Origin of the sequence: Kitasatospora sp. GAS204B (assembly GCF_029892155.1) — a bacterium.
Taxonomy (GTDB): domain Bacteria; phylum Actinomycetota; class Actinomycetes; order Streptomycetales; family Streptomycetaceae; genus Kitasatospora.
The window spans coordinates 99,098-115,453 of the sequence record NZ_JARZAG010000016.1; the positions used below are offsets into that span (position 1 = coordinate 99,098).

The window sequence follows — 16,356 nt, forward strand, 5'->3', positions numbered from 1 at the left end:
GCGGGGCACGGTCGCGCTTGAGCTCCAGAACGTGCAGCGTGCCCTCACCGTCGACAAAGCAGATCGACGACCTTGCCGAACGGGGTCTGCACCCGCCGGCCGACCACCAGAAGCGGTCGGCCGAGGATCGTCGGATCCGCCTCGATCAGCCTCTCCAGCCGGTCTTCCAGAGGCATCCGCTGGGTCGCCACCCGTACCGGCTCAGCGCCGTCAACCCGCCACAGTCCGACTTCCAGCGGCACGTGCCACCCCCAGTATTCGATCCTGCGAAGGGTCTCAGTGAAGCACAGCTGTCTGCGCCGGCACCGATCGGGAATGGCTCGGATCGCGTCTCGCGAGCCGGTGATTCGCGACGCGTCCACTGGCGAAACGCAGCTGCCGGAACGTTGACCAGTTGACCGCCGGCCTCTCTTGCCGGAAGGACGCCTCTGGGTCACTGGTTTTCGGCAGAATCGGGCGGGTGGCGAATTACATCGAAGGCGGGGAGTTCCACGGTCCGGCGGTGCAGGTCCGGACGGTGGGCGAATTGCACATTTACACCGGTGGTGAACGTGTCGTCGGACAACCGGTTGCCGAGTCCGAACTACCCTCCACCGATGAGGAGTTCGCTCGCCGCGTTGACCTCGATCGCAAGGCGCTGGCTACGGCGCTTAGCGTCCGCCGGGGCGCCGGCGCCGACGGGCTGGAGACTCCGTGGCTGCACACTCCGCTCAGCGATGTCCTCGAGGAGTTGACTTCCCCCGGGACGGGTGCGGCTCGCATCCGCTTGGCGGCTGAAGAGCTGCGGCGCTGGGTCGACTGGGATCCGCCTGCCGAAGGATTTCGACAGCCAACGGCCATGCGGGTCGAATCGGCCCTCGCGGTGTGGCGCAGCCAGGGGGGCGACCGCGCGGAGTGCCTTCTGAGGATCGAGGAGCTCGCCATCCTGCTCGAAGGCGTGCCGCCCGAGTCCGCGAGGGACGACGGCATCACCATCACGTCGGCTCTGGAACGGGCGGCCTCGGCGGCAGAGGCCATGGGAGCCGTGATCCGTGAGCTGTGTGCGGCCTTCAAGGCATCAGGACCGCGTGACGATCTGCCTGCCGAGCACGTTTCTGCCGAGCGGAGGCTGTTTTCCGCACTGCAGGAACTGCACGCATGCCAGCGCCAGCTGGCTGCCATCGGCATCGACGCTTCCCTGCTCGCCCGGGTGTCGGGTGCTCTGCTGATTGCCGGAGGGTGGGGCACCGGCAAGTCCTACGGGCTCGGAGCCTGGGCGGAGGCCCGGGTTGTTGCCGGGGCTCCAGTGGCGTTCGTCAGCGGTCGGGAACTCGGCGGCGAGCAGTGGGAGGAGGAGATCGCCGGCGCGGCCGTGCCAGGAGGTCGGGGTGGTCCTGTCCGGAAGCTGTTGGCGGCGCTCCAGGAGCATGCACGTGCCAGTGGGAAGCACGCCACGCTGGTGATCGACGCCCTCAACGACGTTGCCGCTCTGCGCGGTCATGAGCTGGACGGGTTCGCGTCCCTGACGGCATTGCTGAGGGAGTTCCCCGAGGTCTTGCTCGTTGCATCCACCCGCCTGGACCGGCGCAGGTCACGGGACGAAGGTGCGGTCGGGTGCTACGGGATCCACTGGGCGAGCGGTGTGGCGGACCCGGAGAAGGCATGGGAGGTCCTCCGGGATGTCTACCAGGTGCCCGCGCTGGTTCTTCCACCGGATGTCGCCGAACTGCGCCGCCCGTTGATGCTCACCGTGCTCGCCTGGTGCCTGTATCGCGAGCGTGACGCAGTAGATGACGATGCACCCGTGCCAGTGCCCAGCATCGGCGACCTCTTCGAGCGGTGGCTGAAGATCCTCGACAGGGACTACTTCGGGTACCTTCACGGTCGACCGTCCGCCGCTGACCATCCTTTGGTGAGCCGGGCCTGCGCACTCCTCGGCGAGCGTCTGGGCCTGCAGGATTCCCTTGACCACGGCTCGGCATGTGCGGCTCTGAGTAGCGCGCCTGAACTGGGAGAGCCCGTACAGCTCCTGGAATGGCTCTTCCAGGCGGGTGTGTTGGCGTCGGACCCGCAGAACCAGCGGATCGGATTCGCTGTGCAGAGGTTTGCCGAGCACGTCTGGGCCGGCAATCTGATGAACGGAACCGAGCGCCGGCGCCATCTGGCTTCCCTGGTGAAAGACCTGTCCGGCCCTGATGAGACCGCCGATCGGGCTTACCGACTGCTGTCGGCTCTGGCCGGCGTGGTGCCCTACACCCACCCGGAGACGGAGCTTCCGCACTTCCTGCCGAAGCGGTTGCCGTCGGCAGTCGTCATGGCTGTTCTGGATTCTCTCGAAGGTAGGCGTCGTGATCGGGTCACTGGTCAATCGCTCCATTTCCTGAGGCGTTGTACGTCCGACCCCGGGCTGGCACCGTGGGCCTGGTACACAGTGCTGGTGAACTCGGCCTGCCGGGAACATCAAGCTGGTGCCGGCTTCCTCCACCGTGAGCTTCACGGGCTGGGGAAGGGCCAGTTGGCAAGCCGTTTCATCGTTCCGATGCTGCACCTCTTGGAAGATCGCGACGGAATGGCCATGGTCCAGCAGTTCATTCGATGGGCGGCCAGCGGGGCTGACGAGATTCGGAAGAATTCGACGGATGTCACCAGAGTGTTGCTGTGGCTTGCGGCAGTTCCCAGCCCGCCACTGCGCGCTCAGTGCGTGCGCACGGTGGCGCAGATCTGGCGGGACGTTCCCGGGGCGGCGATCGAACAGGTGGAGATCTTCGGGAAGCATCATGATTCGTACATTGCCGAGGCGAGTTGGCTGGCCGCCTACGGTGCGCTGTTGTTGGGAGGTGAGGCAGTTCCGGCGGAGCAGTGGAACGCCGTCATGATGCGTGACCAGTTCAGGGCACACCGAGGCATCCAACAGACGATCTCCAGCTTGCGGACGTTGCTCTGGCCGTCTGCCATGCCGTGCGAGGAGCCCAGGGTCGGACTGCCATGTGCTCCTCCGCTGCCGGTCTCCTGGCGGAAATTGGAGCGGTGCGAGAGCCACTTCGGGTCGATGGTCGAGAAGACCGACAGCCATCCAAGGCGCTATCGGTGGCTGGTCCAGCGGTCCCGGATTCTGAAGCCGAGGCGGCTTGAGGTGAAGATGCGCGGCCGGACGGGTTATCGCCTTGGGGAGTGGCCTGCCTACGCCCAGCAGCAGAAGGTCCTCGAGACCGCCCTGGAGGAATGGCACGGCACGACCAAGTCCGGCCTGGGCGGGCTGCGCGCCTGGTCCGAACTCTCAGTGCTGGACCGGCGGCACGGGATCGACCCGACCGTCCCACCAGGGTGGCCGACGTCCTCGGCCCACCTGAGTCGGCGATCCGACTCCTGGTGGTGTGCCCCGGTGGGCGACGGTGACATCACCGCCGTGCTGAGAGGCATGCAGCCGCCCCGGTTCGCGATGGTGCAAGACCCCGATGGGGTGGCTTGGTATGTGCTGCGCGCCGAATACAACCTTGACCGGCCTGACGACGCGGAGGGAGCAGGCCAACTTCCGGTTCTCGTCACCGACCCGTACACCGTTCTGCGACTGGACGGGGACCGGTCGTCGGCGCCGGCCAGACCGGGCGCCGACCAGAAGTATGTCCGTGTGGAGGTGGAGACAGTCCTTGTGCGGAGCGGCATGCGGGAAGGCGCCATCGCGACTGTGTTGGGTACGGGGGAGTCACCACAGCTGAGCGAGCGCTGGCCGCTTCAGATGTACCTGGCGGAGTACTACCGGCGACCAGGGGCTACCAAAGGACCCTCATCTGGCGGTGAAGCCACGTCCGCCAGCACGGCGGAATACGAAGATACCTTCCTCGTACGACTGTCGGACGGTGTCAAGGGCAAGCCGGATAACCGGGCGGTTCCATCACGGACGCTGGCCGACCTGTTGGACCTCCACTGGAGCGGCCGGCACCTCGACTTTCATCTTCCCGGGGAACATCAGCCGGTCCTCCACGACCCGGGCATCGACCGCCACGGACCCCCGGCCTTGCTGCTTGCGACGGCTGCCATGGACACCCTTGCCGCAAAAGGCTGGAACCTGGCTTGGAGAGTCAGGGTGACAGAAAGCTGTAGCTTCGGCCGGACGACCTGGACTGGTGTCTGCGGATTGAACGACGAAGACCGCGGCGGTCAGGACGGCGTCGGTGAACGGAGCAGTGATTGGAAGGTCGAACGTCGCAACTACTGGCGCCAGTACTGACCGTCCCGGATGGGCGAAGGCCTTCTCAAGGTTGGTCGACTGGAGTCCGATGCTGAGGTGCGGGGACTTCGGGCGACGAATCGGGAGTGACCAGAACCCCGGGTCGCGGTTGGTCAGCGCATGGGAGACAGAGTTGGCCGGGCGGGCGTACCACCGCCACGGGACGCCAACACCCGTGCTCGCGCAGAGAAGTGTGAACACCCAGCCCGAGCTCGCGCTGCGGCGTGCGCTGCGCTCGTTGGGCTTCCGGTAGCGGGTGAACCTTCCCATTCCGGGGAAGCAGCGGCGACGCGCGGACGTCACGTTCGTGCGCTGGCGGACTGCGGTGTTCGTGCAGGGGTGCTTCTGGCACGCCTGCCCGGAGCACTTGCACATGCCGAAGCACAACGCGGAGTGGTGGTGGAACAAGCTCCAGAACAATCTTTGCCGCGATGAGGACACTGACGCGCACCTCGTCCGACTGGGGTGGCTCCCACTACGGGTCTGGGAGCACGAGGCGGTGGGGACCGCGGTGGCCAAGGTGATCGAGGCGCTCGCGCACCAGGGGCACCCGCGGGCACGGAGGATCCACGCGCGGAGCGGTAGGTCGGTCACGGGGAACGAGCAGGTGGTGGAGGAACGCTGAGCTTGGTGCCGCGGCCGGGAAGCCTCGGCTGCTTGTTGCCTCCAGCCAACCGGGGCCGCCCAGCCCGGCAGGTGAGGGGTGCAGGTCCGGCAGCGGGACTTGGGGGACGTGGGTACCATCGAGACGCGACTGAGGGCACGGCACGGCGCGGCGTCGACGCGGACGATGCCGGTGCGTGCCAGATCCGTGCCAGAACGGGTGGTGGGCGACGGGTATCGTCGGTCAGGGCAGATAGCCGAAGGGCCCGTCTGACGGTGCATCGCCCCAGGGTAGAGCGACTTTCCGGCCCCAGTGCCCAAGGATTCCCAAGCTTATAGCGCGAGTTCGATTCTCGTCGCCCGCTCCGAGGTAAAGCCCCAGGCCAGCGGCCTGGGGCCTCTTCATTATCTGGACCAATTTCGAGGGTCCGCAACACTTGCGCACCAGTGCCGGTCACCCCCCGTCCGTTCCGTCCGTCCTCGGCAGCCGCAGGGTGAAGACCGCGCCGTGGCCGGGTCGGCTGGTCGCGGTCACCGTTCCGCCGTGGGCGTGGGCGAGTTGGCGGACGATGGCCAGGCCCAGGCCGCTGCCGCCGGTCTGGCGGCTGCGGGACTTCTCGGCGCGCCAGAACCGGTCGAAGACATGGGGGAGCTCGTCGGGGCCGATACCCGTGCCGGTGTCCGTCACCTCGATGATGAGTTCGTCGCCCGCCGGGTAGGCTCCGACCGTGACGTTTCCGCCGCGCGGGGTGTGTCGCACGGCGTTGTCCACCAGGTTTCCGACGGCCTGGCGCAGCCGCACCGGGTCGGCCACCAACTCGGCGTCCCCGTCTGTGGACAGCACGTTCAGGAGCACGCCGGCGGCCTCGGCGCGGGCCCGGTGGGCCTCGGCGACCTGGTCGAGGAGGTCGGCGATCCGGATCGGCTCGCGGTGCAGGCGGAAGCTGTCCGCGTCGGCCGCCGCCAGGTCCCGCAGGTCGTCGATGATGTGTTGCAGCAGGAGCGCCTCCTCCAGCAGCGATGCCATCAACGACCGGTCGGGGGTGGCCACACCGTCCTGGGTGGCCTCCAACCATCCTCGGATGTTGCTGAGCGGCGTGCGCAGTTCGTGCGCGACATCGCTGACCATCGCTTTTCGCTGCTCCTCGATCCGCTCGCGGCGTTCGGAGAGGTCGTTGAACGCGGCGGCCAGGTAGCCGATCTCGTCGTTGCCGGTCACCGGGACGCGGGCGTGTGGTTCGGTGGGGTGCTGGGCGGCGTCGGTCAGCGCGCGCAGCGGCCGGACCAGCCGGGTGGCCAGGAGGACTGAGAGCGCCACGGTGAGGGCCAGGACCAGGCCGGTGACGCCGGCGATGCGCAGGATTCCGGCTCGGGTCAGGTGGAAGGCCGTGGTGGTGGTTCCGTTGCGGTCGCTGATGAACAGCAGTGCGGCGGGGGCGACATAGGGCGCGAGTTGCTGGCGGCGGCTGGCGTCGACACAGGTCGCCACGGCCTGATCGGCGCTGTCGGCACTCGGGTTCGGCAACGGGGTGGGCGTGGTCGTAGGGGCGACGGTGGGGCCGGGCGGGGTGGCGGAACCGGTGGAGGACCATCCGGGGTTCTGCACCTGGGGTTTCGGTACTACCCCGCCGGGGCCGATTCCGAGCTTGACCGGCCCCAGCCCCTGGGGCGACAGGCAGGCGTCGACCAGCTCGCTGAGCCTGCTCAGAGCCGCCTGCTCGGTCGGGGTGGGAGCGGACAGTTGGGGAAGGGCACAGGCGGTGGCGGTGCTGTCGTCGGGGGCGAGCCCGGCGACGGTCACGTTCGGTCGGCCGCTGGGGTCGGTGCCGGTCTCGGCGGCGAATCCGCGCGTGCGCAGGCAGTCGGCGGTCCGGCCGGCCTGCGAGCGCAGGTGGGCGAGTTCATCGGCGGAGAGGGCGAACGGCCCGACGGCGCGCGGATCGATCCGGGTGGCGCCGCCGCCCGGTGCCAGCGTCTGGTCCACGTCGAGCGGGTCGATCACCGCCGACACGTTGGACGGGACCGCCGACACGTTGGACGGGACCGGCGACACGTTGGACGGGACCGGCGACGCGTGCGGGGCGGCGGCGCCACCCGAATCGACTGGCGTGCCGATGGGTTGGCGGCTCTGGGTGGTCAGGGCGATATGACGACCCGTCCTCTTCGTCAGGTCCGCCAGCACGGGGCCGACGCCGTCCCAGTCATGGTGGGTCGCCGCGTAGCCGAGCAGGGTCTCGTAGCTGCCGGCGTCGTCGGAGAGGGTCTGGACCCGTTCCTGCTGGATCTCCTGCGAAGTGGTGTTCACCGCCAGCCAGGCGGTGGCTGCGACCGAGCACACCGCGACCAGGATCGAGGCGGCCAGCAGCCGGACCAGCAGGCTCTTGCGCAGCGGGACCCTACGGCGCATGGTGGCGTCCGCCCGTGCCGTCGGTGAGCTTGTAGCCGACTCCGAAGACGGTCAGCAGGCGCACCGGGTGCCGGGGGTCGGGTTCGATCTTCCGGCGCAGGTTCATGATGTGTACGTCGATGGTGCGCTCGGATATGTAGGGGCCGAACCCGCCGGGGCCGCCCAGTAGTTGGGCCCGGCTGAAGACCTGCTCGGGGTGTGCGGCCAGGGTGCGGAGCAACTCGAACTCCCCTGGCGTGCACGGCACCGGGGTGCCGGCGACGCGGACCTCGTGGCGGTCGGGGTCCACCGTGAGATCGCCGACCCGCAGCACCGGGTCGGCCGGGCCGCCGCGCTGTGCCCGCTGCGAGCGCCGGAGCAGGACGCGCACCCGGGCCATGAGTTCACGGGGGCTGAATGGTTTGGTCATGTAGTCGTCGGCGCCCAGGTCGAGTCCGAGCAGCAGGTCGTCCTCGGCGGACCGGGCGGTCAGCACCATGATCGGGAGTTCGGACTCGCGGCGCAGGATGCGGCACACGTCGAGGCCGTCCACCCGGGGCATCATCACATCGACGATCAGCAGGTCCGGCTCACGCCGCCGGACCTCGTCGATCGCCGCGCGTCCGTCGTGGACGACGGCGGCGCAGTGGCCCTCCTGCTCCAGATAGCGACGGATAAGCTCGGCCTGCTTCGGGTCGTCCTCGGCCACCAGGACATATGCGCTCACGCTTTCGATCATAGGTGGACCGTTCTGGCATGACTTTCCATCAGGTCGTCACGTCATCGGAATCGAAAGACATCCTGACAAGTTCTTAAAATCCATTGGCGATCATCGCAGCCATGCCGAAGTCAACTGATGATCGTTCGCAGCGTCCGGACCGCCGGATGCCCCGGGCCGCGGTGCTTTCCGCCGTGCTGCTGGTCCCGCTGGCCGCGCTGACGGCGTGCGGTGCCGGTTCGGGCGCGCAGAGCAGCGCACGAGGCTCCACCGTGGCCTCGCTCCCGAGCGCTGCGGCTCCGGGTTCGTCCGCCGCGGGCGCGTCCCCCGCGACGGGCGCGGCCGCCGGTACTCCGGCCCCCGGGACGAGCGCGGCCTCCGGGACGGGCACGGCCCCGAGCACCCCGGCGCCCGGGTCCACCGCCGACCGGCCGCAGGAGCGGCTGGACGACACGACCGCGCGTGATGCGCAACTGTGGGGCGCGTACAACGACTGCCTGGGCGCCAACGGAGTCCCATTGTCGGGCGGGATCTCCATGCCCGGACAGCCCGTGGAGAAGCAAGTGGCCCCGGGCGTTTCCATCCCCGAGGCCGCTCGCACGGCCTGCCTGCCCAAGATGCCACTGCTGCCGCCGCAGACGGATCCGAAGCAGAACCCGAACTACGCCGCTGATTTCAGCGCCTGGGTCAACTGCATCAACGGCAAGGGCCTGAAGGTCAAGGCCTATGGCACCCCGGGCAGCGGGGACAGCGGGTGGAGCTTCGACGGGCAGCCCACGATGCCCCAGGCGCAGCAGGACCAGGTGATATCGACCTGCAAGATGGAGGCGTTCAGTGGCAGCGGGCACTGACGCCGCGAGGGCCGGCATCGACGGCGTCGGCGGCACTGACGGCATCGAGGGCGTCGGCGACATCGCCGACGTTCCCGCCACCGAGCCACCCCGGCGCGGAAAGCGCAGGCGGCGGGTGGCCGTGATCGTCGCCCTTGCCGTGACAGTCGGCATCGGAGCAGCCGGCGCGGTGGTGTTGAGCGGCCGAGGCAAGCCGCACGCAGCCGCGAGCAGCGGCGTGCAGGTGCGGACGGTCGCTGTGGTCAAGACGGACCTGTCGAACAGTCAGACCATCAGCGGCACCTTGGGTTTCGGCACGCCGCAGACCTTGACGGGGGCCAAGCAGGGCATCATCACCGCGCTCCCCGCCGCAGGAACCACCGTGACCAGGGGGCAGGAGCTCTACCGGGTGAACGACCAGCCGGTGCCGCTCTTCTACGGCGGAACCCCGCTGTTCCGGTCCCTCGACAAGCCAGGCCTGGTGGGGCGGGACGTCCAGGTGGTCGCAAGCAACCTGCAGGCCCTCGGCTACGACGTCGGTCCGCAGCCGAAGGCCGGATCCGTGATCACCCAGCCCGCAGCCGACCAGCCGTCCGGCAGCGGTACGGCTACGCCGAGCAACGGGGGAGGAGCAGTGGCTCCGGCCGCCGGGAGCAGCACGCCACCCTCCGGCGGGGCGGGCGCGGCTGCGCCCGCGGGCGGCACGAGTGCGCCCAGCGGCGGGCCGGCCGCGGGCTCGACCGCCGGTGGCAGCACACCGGCGGCGCCGACCAGGATCACGGTGGAATCGGGCGACGGGGTTGTCACCACTTCCCTGATCGCCGCGGTCAAGCGTTGGCAGGCGGCCGTCGGCCTGCAGCCGACGGGAAGCCTCGGTATCGGCGATGTGGTGGTTCTGCCGGGCGCGATCCGGATCGGCTCCCTGCAGACGCAGCTCGGCGAGCAGGGGACCCAGGCACTGATGTCGGTCACGCCGACCGACAAGGTGGTGACCGTGCCGGTGGATCCGGCGAACATCGGTTCGATCAAGCAGGGCGACAAGGTCACCATCACCCTGCCCGACAACTCGACGACGCCGGGAACGGTCGGCGGCGTCGACACCGCCGTCAAAGGAAACACCTCCGGTACCGGCGCGGGTGCCTTGCCGGGTGGCCCGCCCACGGTCAACGTGACCGTGGCCATCGACGACGCCTCGGCGGTGAAGAGCTTCGACTCGGCCACCATCCAGGTGGCCTTCGTGTCGGGGACCGCGACCGGAGTGCTGGCCGTTCCGGTCGGCGCGCTCCTCGCGCTCAGCGGCGGCGGCTACGCCGTGCAACTCCAGGGCGGCGGGCTGGTGGCGGTCCAGACCGGCATGTTCGCGAAGGGCATGGTGGCGATCACCGGCAACGGCATCGCGGCGGGCACCCAGGTGGTGACCACCGCATGACTCCGGTGCTTGTGGTGAGCGGGGCCGGGATGGCGTATCCGGGCGGGGTCAAGGCCCTGGACGACGTCTCGCTGACCATCGACGAGGGCGAACTGCTGGCCATCCTCGGACCGTCCGGTTCGGGGAAGTCCACCCTGCTCAACATCATGGGCACCTTGGACCGGCCGACCAGCGGCACGGTGGAGATAGGCGGCCACGACATCGCACAACTCTCCGACCGCCGACTGTCCGCGCTGCGCGGACGCTGGCTGGGCTTCGTGTTCCAGCAGTTCCACCTCACGGACGGACTCAGCGCCGTGGAGAACGTCGCCACCGGGCTGCTCTACGCCGGAGTGCCACGCCGCCGACGGGGCCCGCTGGCGCTGGAAGCGCTGGGCCGGGTCGGTCTGGCACACCGCGTCGGGCACCAGCCGCACCAGCTCTCCGGCGGCGAGCGGCAGCGGGTGGCGATCGCCCGGGCGCTGGTCAACGAGCCTGCCCTGGTGCTCGCGGACGAGCCTACCGGCGCCCTGGACACGGCCAACGGCAGAGCGGTCCTGGCGCTGCTGACCAAGCTGAACGACGAGGGAACCACCATCGCGATCATCACCCACGACCGAGGCATAGCAGAACTGATGCCACGTCAGATAGAAATCCTGGACGGGCATCTGGTGTCCGACAGCCGTACCGGGGTCAGCGCATGAGCAACGGCAGCACGCACAGGGGCGGCCCGCACGGCGATGGCCCGCACGGCGCCGGCACGCACAGGTCCGTCGCGAACCGGACCAAGCCGGTGCGGTTGGCCCCGGCCGATGTTCTCAGCCTCGGACTGCTGGGCATCCGCACTCGGAAGGCGCGCGCGGCCCTGTCGGCCCTGGGCATCTCCATCGGTATCGCCACGATGATCATCGTCATGGGAATTCCGGCGTCCAGCCAGCAGGCCCTGCTGGTACGGCTGTCGGCGCTGGGCACCAACATGCTGCAGGCCGCGGCCAACCCCGGCCAGAATCCGCCGGTGGTCTTCCCGCCCGAATCGCCGGACATGGTCGCCCGGATCGGCCCGGTGACCGTCGCCAGTGCGGTCGCCAACACCAACACCGTCGTCGCACGCACCGACAAGGTCGACCCCGACGACGACACCGGCCTCGCCGTCCTGGCCGCCAAACTGAACCTGCTGCAGGCGGTCAACGGCAGAGTCCAGTCGGGCCGCTTCCTCGACGCGGCCACCGAGGGCTTCCCCACCACGGTGCTGGGCTCCGCGGCCGCGACCCGACTCGGCATCACCACGCTGCCACCCGGTGGGCCCGGCCCACAGGTCTACATCGACAGCCACTGGTTCACCGTCATCGGCATCCTCGCCCCGGTGCCACTGGCGCCGGACATCGACCATTCGGTACTGGTCGGCTGGGACGCCGCGAAGACCCAGCTGCGTTTCAACGGCGACCCCACCGTGATCTACGTCCAGTCCCAGGAGTCACAGATCGAAGCGGTGCGCGCGGTGATGCCCGCCACCATCGATCCGCAGGAGCCGGGCCTGGTGCAGATCAGCCGGCCCTCCGACGCGCTGGCCGCGAAACGGGATACCCAGACCGCCTTCTCCGCCCTGTTCCTCGGCCTCGCGGGCGTGGCCCTGCTGGTCGGGGGTATCGGCGTGGCCAACACCATGGTCATCTCGGTGCTGGAGCGGCGCAAGGAGATCGGACTGCGCCGGGCACTGGGAGCCAACCGAGGGCAGATCCGTGGCCAGTTCCTCGCCGAGTCGGTGGCGCTGTCCGGGCTCGGCGGTATCGCCGGCACTGTCATCGGCGCCCTCGTGACCTTCGGCTACGCCACTTCACAGGGCTGGCCGCTGGTCATCCCGCTCCAAGTGCTGCTCGGCGGCATCGGCGGGGCGGTCGTGGTCGGCATCGTGGCGGGCGTCTACCCGTCGATCCGCGCCGCACGACTCACCCCTACCGAGGCCCTGGCTTCGACCTGAACCCCCGAACCGCCCCTGCTGCTCGGCGCGGTCGTGGGATCGGTCGTGGGATCGGTCGTGGGATCGGTCGTGGAATCGGGCGTGACATCGGGCGTGGCATCGGTCGGGAAGTGTGCGGCGACCCGGGCGGCGGTGGTGGTGGCGTGGCGGGTGGTGGTGGCCAGGCCGATCGCCGTGATCAGCAGGCCGCTGGTGGCCAGGATCCACCAGGCCGGGTGGCTGGCGGCGGCGAGTTCGGAGTGCCCGGGAGTTCGGGTGCGTGTGGTGACGATGGAGCCCAGGACGGCGACGCCGAGGTTGTTGCCGACCTGGCGGCCGGTGGTGGTGATCGCGGCGGACACGCCGGCCTGGGCGCGGGGCATGCCGGCCACGGCGGTGCTGGTGATCGGGGCGTTGACGAGGCCGAATCCGATGCCCAGCAGGACGTAGGCGGTGAGCAGGACCGTCCATGGCGTGGTCGCGGTGAGGGTGGTCAGCGTCAGTGCGGCCGCGGCGATCAGCAGGCCGGCGGCGACCAGGGGCGGGCGTGGGCCGCGGGCGGCGGTCAGGCGGCCGGACAGGGGTGAGGCGATCGCGGTGCCGGCGGCCAGGGGGACCGTCAGCAGGCCGGCGTGCAGGGCGCTGTAGCCGCGCACGTCCTGCAGGTACAGGGTGTTGAGGAACAGGAAGCCGGACAGGACGAGGAACGCCGTGACGGCGGCGACGAAGGAGCCGGTGAACGGGAGCGAGCGGAAGAACACCGGGTCGATCAGCGGTTGTTCGCGGCGTCGTTCGTAACCGGGCAGGGCCGCGGTCGCGGCCGCGGCCAGGGTGAACAGGGCGATGATGGGGGTGCTGCCGTAGCCCTGGCGGGAGCCCTCGATGATCGCGAAGATCAGCGAGGTGAGGATGGTGACGACGAGCACCTGACCGACCGGGTCGGGGCGTCGTGGCGTCGCGGCTCTGGATTCGGGGACGAACACCGCGGCGAGTACCAGGGCGGCCAGGCCGACCGGGAGGTTGATCCAGAAGATCGAGCGCCAGCCGGCCGAGGCGACCAGCAGGCCGCCGACCACCGGGCCGGCGGCCAGGGAGAGGCCGACCGTGGTGCCCCAGAGCCCGATCGCGCGGGCGCGCTCGCGGGGATCGGGGAAGGCGTGGGTGATGATCGACAGGGCGACCGGGTTGAGCATGCTGGCGCCCAGGCCCTGGGCAATGCGGAAGGCGATCAGCCAACCCAGACTCGGGGCCAGGGAGCAGGCCAGTGAGCCGGCGGTGAACAGGGCCAGCCCGGCCTGGAACACCCGGCGCCGCCCGATCCGGTCGGCGGTGGATCCGGCCAGCAACATGAAGGCGGCGACCGCCAGGGTGTAGCCGTCGACGGTCCACTGAAGGCCGCTGACCGGGGCGTGCAGATCGCGGCCGACGGCGGGCAGGGCCACGTTGACGGCGGTGGTGTCCAAGGCGGTGATCAGCAGGCTCAGGCAGCACACCGCCAGCACGAGCCCTGCCCGCCGACGGCCGCCGTCCGTCGGGGTCTTGTGCGTCGTCATGTCCATCCTCCTGGATCGCGGGTGCAGCGGGTGCAGCAGGGGCAGCAGGGCCGAGGGATGCCGGACTACAGCTCTACGCGGACGCCGGGCGCTCCCAGATCGCCCGGATGACCTGGTCGGGGGTCTCCTGCTGCGGGGCGTGGCCGGTCTCGGGGAGCAGCTGGAAGCGGGCCATGGGGATCGCGGCGGCGTAGGCGCGCCCGTAGGCGACGTCCACGATCCCGTCGCTCTCCCCCCACAGCACCAGGGTCGGGATCTCCAGCGACCCGAGACGCTCGCGAAGGGTGGGATCGGCCATGGCGGCCCCCGCGTAGACGGCGATCGCGGCCCGGTTACCCGCGGCGATCGCCTGTGCCGCGGGGGGCAGGGCCGTGGGGTCGATGCGGAAGGGCTCGGGGTTGTGGAAGGTGAGCTGGAAGACCTGATCCATGCTCAGGGAGAAGAAGTCGGCGACCGGGTGGCCGGGGACCTCGATCCCGACCGCGTCGATCAGGACGATGCCGCTCACCCGCGGCGACTTCAACAAGGCGATCTCGGCGGCGATCCAGCCGCCGATCGAATTGCCGATGACGGTGACGTCGCTCAGCGCCAACTCGTCGAGCAGCGCCTGGTAGAGCGGGGCCAGGCCGGCGACGGAGTCCAGCTTCTCGGGGCGCGCGGTGCCGCCGAACCCGGGGTGGGCCGGGACGAGCACGCGCACCTGGTGCGCGGCGGCGAACTTCTCGGCGAAGCCGGTGACCGACGCCGGTCCGGCCCCGCCGTGCAGCAGCAGGAACGGCTGTCCGGATCCGTACTCGGCGATCGGCACCTCGACCGGGCCCGTTCCGGGCAGGTTCACGCGATGGGTGACGGTGATCATGTCTGTCTCCTTGTTCGTTCTGTTCGTTGCTGATGCCGGGCGCCGAACGGTCGGCCCCGGGGTGAGCCGGTGGCACCCAACTACGGATGCGGATGCGGGTCCTGGGCGAAGTCGGTGGCCGGCTCGGTGGCGTAGCGGCTCATCGCCTGGATCGTGGCCTCGGGCGTCAGCGGCCGGCCGCCGGCGATCATGTCGCGCAGGTCCCGGAAGTACTCGACGTAGAGGTCGGGGGTGAAGGTGTTGAGCATGACCGTCGGCTCGTCGGTCGGGTTGGCGAAGGTGTGCGGCGCTCCCGGCGGGACCATGACCAGCGTCCCGGCGGGTGCGTCGTAGGTGGTCTCGCCGACGGTGAACCGCGCGGTGCCGGAGACGACGTAGAAGCCCTCGTCGTGCCGGGCGTGGCGGTGCTGCGGGGGCCCGTCGGTGCGCGGCGCGATGGTGATCTCACCGACCCCGAGCCGGTGCCCGGTGGTCGAGCCGTCCTCCAGGATCCGGATGCGGGTGGGGCCGAGCTGGATCGACTCGCCGTCGTCCGGACCCACGACCGAGACGTCTGTCATGTGACTCTCCAATTGGGATTGCTAGCTCTCATGGTGAGAGTTGACTCTCATCAGTGTGGAGCACTCCTGTGGATTTGCGCAAGCACACCCGCGCAGGAACCGGCTGCCGAGCGTCCCGCCGGGCCGGGTTGAGGGGTTGCCCCCGCATTCGAAGCCTAGGAACATCGGCACAGCACGGGCTTGGACCACAGCGCCAGCCAGGCAGAACATCGGCGCCAGGCAGCGGCTCCAGGCAGCGGCGGAGGGATGAAGGGGGACGGCCGTCGATGACCAGCACGGGAGTGGAGACCGACGCGCCGGGCGGGAGGGTCGGCGGGGATTCCGCAGCCCCGGACACCGCGCCGCGCGCATTCGACGCCTTCCGCAGCGGCTGGGAGACGGAGATCGGTGACGGCTTCCCGTTGCCGACCTTCAGCGCGGCCACGACCCGTGACTTCCGGGTCAAGAGCCGCGCCACCAAGGTGGGCGACGTGGCCATCACCGATCTCCACGGCGACTCGGCCATCCGGACCGAGGGCCCGCTGAACGGCGTCGAGGACCAGGTGCGGATGTACGTCGTGCAGCGCGGCTCCTGGACCTTGGGCGCTCCGCTCGCGCGCGGCGAACAGACCGTGCGGGCCGGGCAGTTCCTCATCCGCCACATCGGACGGCCGCTGCACTTCGAGACGGTGCCGGACACGACGGCGAAGGTCCTGGTGCTGCCCGCCGCCATGCTGACACCGCTGCTCGGGGCACGGCAGAGCGTCAGCGGGCCGGCCGACAGCGCGGAGGTGCGGCTGCTGGTGGCCCACTCGAACATGATCTACGAAACCGTCGCCGACCTCGGGCCGGCCGGAGTGCAGGCCGCCCACAACACGCTGATCGAACTGGCCAAGTCGGTGGCGAGGTGCCGGGTCGACGACGCGGAACCCCGGCTGGCTCCCGCGCTCGCTCAGGCCGCGAAGGACCTGGCGGACAGTCACCTGGCCGACCCCGAGCTCTCCGGGACGATGCTGGCCCGTGAACTCAACGTCTCCGTCCGCAACCTGCAGCGGGCGTTCGCCGCGGCGGGGGAGTCGGTGACCGCGTACATCCGCCAGCGGCGGCTGGAAGAAGCCCGATTGGCCCTCACCGCACCCTCCGGGCGACTGAGCGTCTCGGAGCTCGCCGCGCACTGGCAGTTCGCCGACAGCAGCCACTTCATCCGAGCCTTCAAGAAGCACTACGGCCGGACACCCACCGAGTACGCCCGCTCGGCCGTCCCGGCGCGGAACCGAGCCGGGACGGGCGGCTGAC

Annotated in this window: 13 protein-coding genes; 7 read left to right on the forward strand and 6 right to left on the reverse strand. The window is 69.8% G+C overall.

The window, feature by feature from the left end:
* Positions 1–44: 44 nt before the first annotated feature.
* Positions 45–242 (reverse strand): hypothetical protein, encoded by a 198-nt coding sequence (locus P3T41_RS22150; protein ID WP_280691732.1) that lies wholly within the window; start codon positions 240–242, stop codon positions 45–47.
* Between the two features lie 218 nt (positions 243–460).
* On the opposite strand from P3T41_RS22150, the gene P3T41_RS22155 reads away from it, so the two are divergent.
* Positions 461–4,207 (forward strand): hypothetical protein, encoded by a 3,747-nt coding sequence (locus P3T41_RS22155; protein WP_280691733.1) that lies wholly within the window; start codon positions 461–463, stop codon positions 4,205–4,207.
* Between the two features lie 373 nt (positions 4,208–4,580).
* A complete protein-coding gene (locus P3T41_RS22160; protein ID WP_280691734.1) occupies positions 4,581–4,832 on the forward strand; it encodes a hypothetical protein in 252 nt (83 codons plus the stop codon).
* A gap of 432 nt (positions 4,833–5,264) precedes the next feature.
* Here P3T41_RS22160 and P3T41_RS22165 read toward each other — a convergent pair whose 3' ends face one another.
* Positions 5,265–7,217 (reverse strand): HAMP domain-containing sensor histidine kinase, encoded by a 1,953-nt coding sequence (locus P3T41_RS22165; protein WP_280691735.1) that lies wholly within the window; start codon positions 7,215–7,217, stop codon positions 5,265–5,267.
* On the reverse strand, positions 7,207–7,923 hold the full coding sequence (locus tag P3T41_RS22170; RefSeq protein ID WP_280691736.1) for a response regulator transcription factor: 717 nt from the start codon (positions 7,921–7,923) through the stop codon (positions 7,207–7,209). The genes P3T41_RS22165 and P3T41_RS22170 overlap by 11 nt, the downstream gene beginning before the upstream one ends.
* Before the next feature lie 113 nt (positions 7,924–8,036).
* Here P3T41_RS22170 and P3T41_RS22175 point away from each other — a divergent pair, with 113 nt between their 5' ends.
* The 4 genes from P3T41_RS22175 to P3T41_RS22190 are packed head-to-tail and all read left to right on the forward strand — an operon-like array spanning position 8,037 to position 12,130.
* The gene (locus P3T41_RS22175; protein ID WP_280691737.1) at positions 8,037–8,765 is read left to right on the forward strand and encodes a hypothetical protein; all 729 of its coding nucleotides are present in this window, start codon (positions 8,037–8,039) and stop codon (positions 8,763–8,765) included.
* A complete protein-coding gene (locus P3T41_RS22180; RefSeq protein ID WP_280691738.1) occupies positions 8,749–10,173 on the forward strand; it encodes a peptidoglycan-binding protein in 1,425 nt (474 codons plus the stop codon). The genes P3T41_RS22175 and P3T41_RS22180 overlap by 17 nt, the downstream gene beginning before the upstream one ends.
* Positions 10,170–10,856, forward strand: a complete 687-nt coding sequence (locus tag P3T41_RS22185; protein ID WP_280691739.1) for an ABC transporter ATP-binding protein — start codon at positions 10,170–10,172, stop codon at positions 10,854–10,856. The genes P3T41_RS22180 and P3T41_RS22185 overlap by 4 nt, the downstream gene beginning before the upstream one ends.
* Entirely contained in the window at positions 10,853–12,130 is a 1,278-nt protein-coding gene (locus tag P3T41_RS22190) for an ABC transporter permease (protein WP_280691740.1), read from the forward strand. Before P3T41_RS22185 ends, P3T41_RS22190 begins: the two co-directional genes overlap by 4 nt.
* On the opposite strand, the gene P3T41_RS22195 is transcribed toward P3T41_RS22190, so the two are convergent.
* From P3T41_RS22195 to P3T41_RS22205, 3 genes are all read right to left on the reverse strand, one after another.
* On the reverse strand, positions 12,073–13,662 hold the full coding sequence (locus P3T41_RS22195) for an MFS transporter (protein WP_280691741.1): 1,590 nt from the start codon (positions 13,660–13,662) through the stop codon (positions 12,073–12,075). The two genes, P3T41_RS22190 and P3T41_RS22195, sit on opposite strands and share 58 nt — an antisense overlap.
* A 73-nt stretch (positions 13,663–13,735) precedes the next feature.
* On the reverse strand, positions 13,736–14,521 hold the full coding sequence (locus tag P3T41_RS22200; protein WP_280691742.1) for an alpha/beta hydrolase: 786 nt from the start codon (positions 14,519–14,521) through the stop codon (positions 13,736–13,738).
* 80 nt (positions 14,522–14,601) lie between these two features.
* A complete protein-coding gene (locus P3T41_RS22205; protein ID WP_280691743.1) occupies positions 14,602–15,081 on the reverse strand; it encodes a cupin domain-containing protein in 480 nt (159 codons plus the stop codon).
* 266 nt (positions 15,082–15,347) lie between these two features.
* Between P3T41_RS22205 and P3T41_RS22210 the strand changes: the two genes are divergently transcribed.
* Positions 15,348–16,355: a helix-turn-helix domain-containing protein gene (locus tag P3T41_RS22210; RefSeq protein WP_280691744.1), complete on the forward strand. Its 1,008-nt coding sequence runs from the start codon at positions 15,348–15,350 to the stop codon at positions 16,353–16,355.
* The last annotated feature ends 1 nt before the right edge of the window (position 16,356 follow it).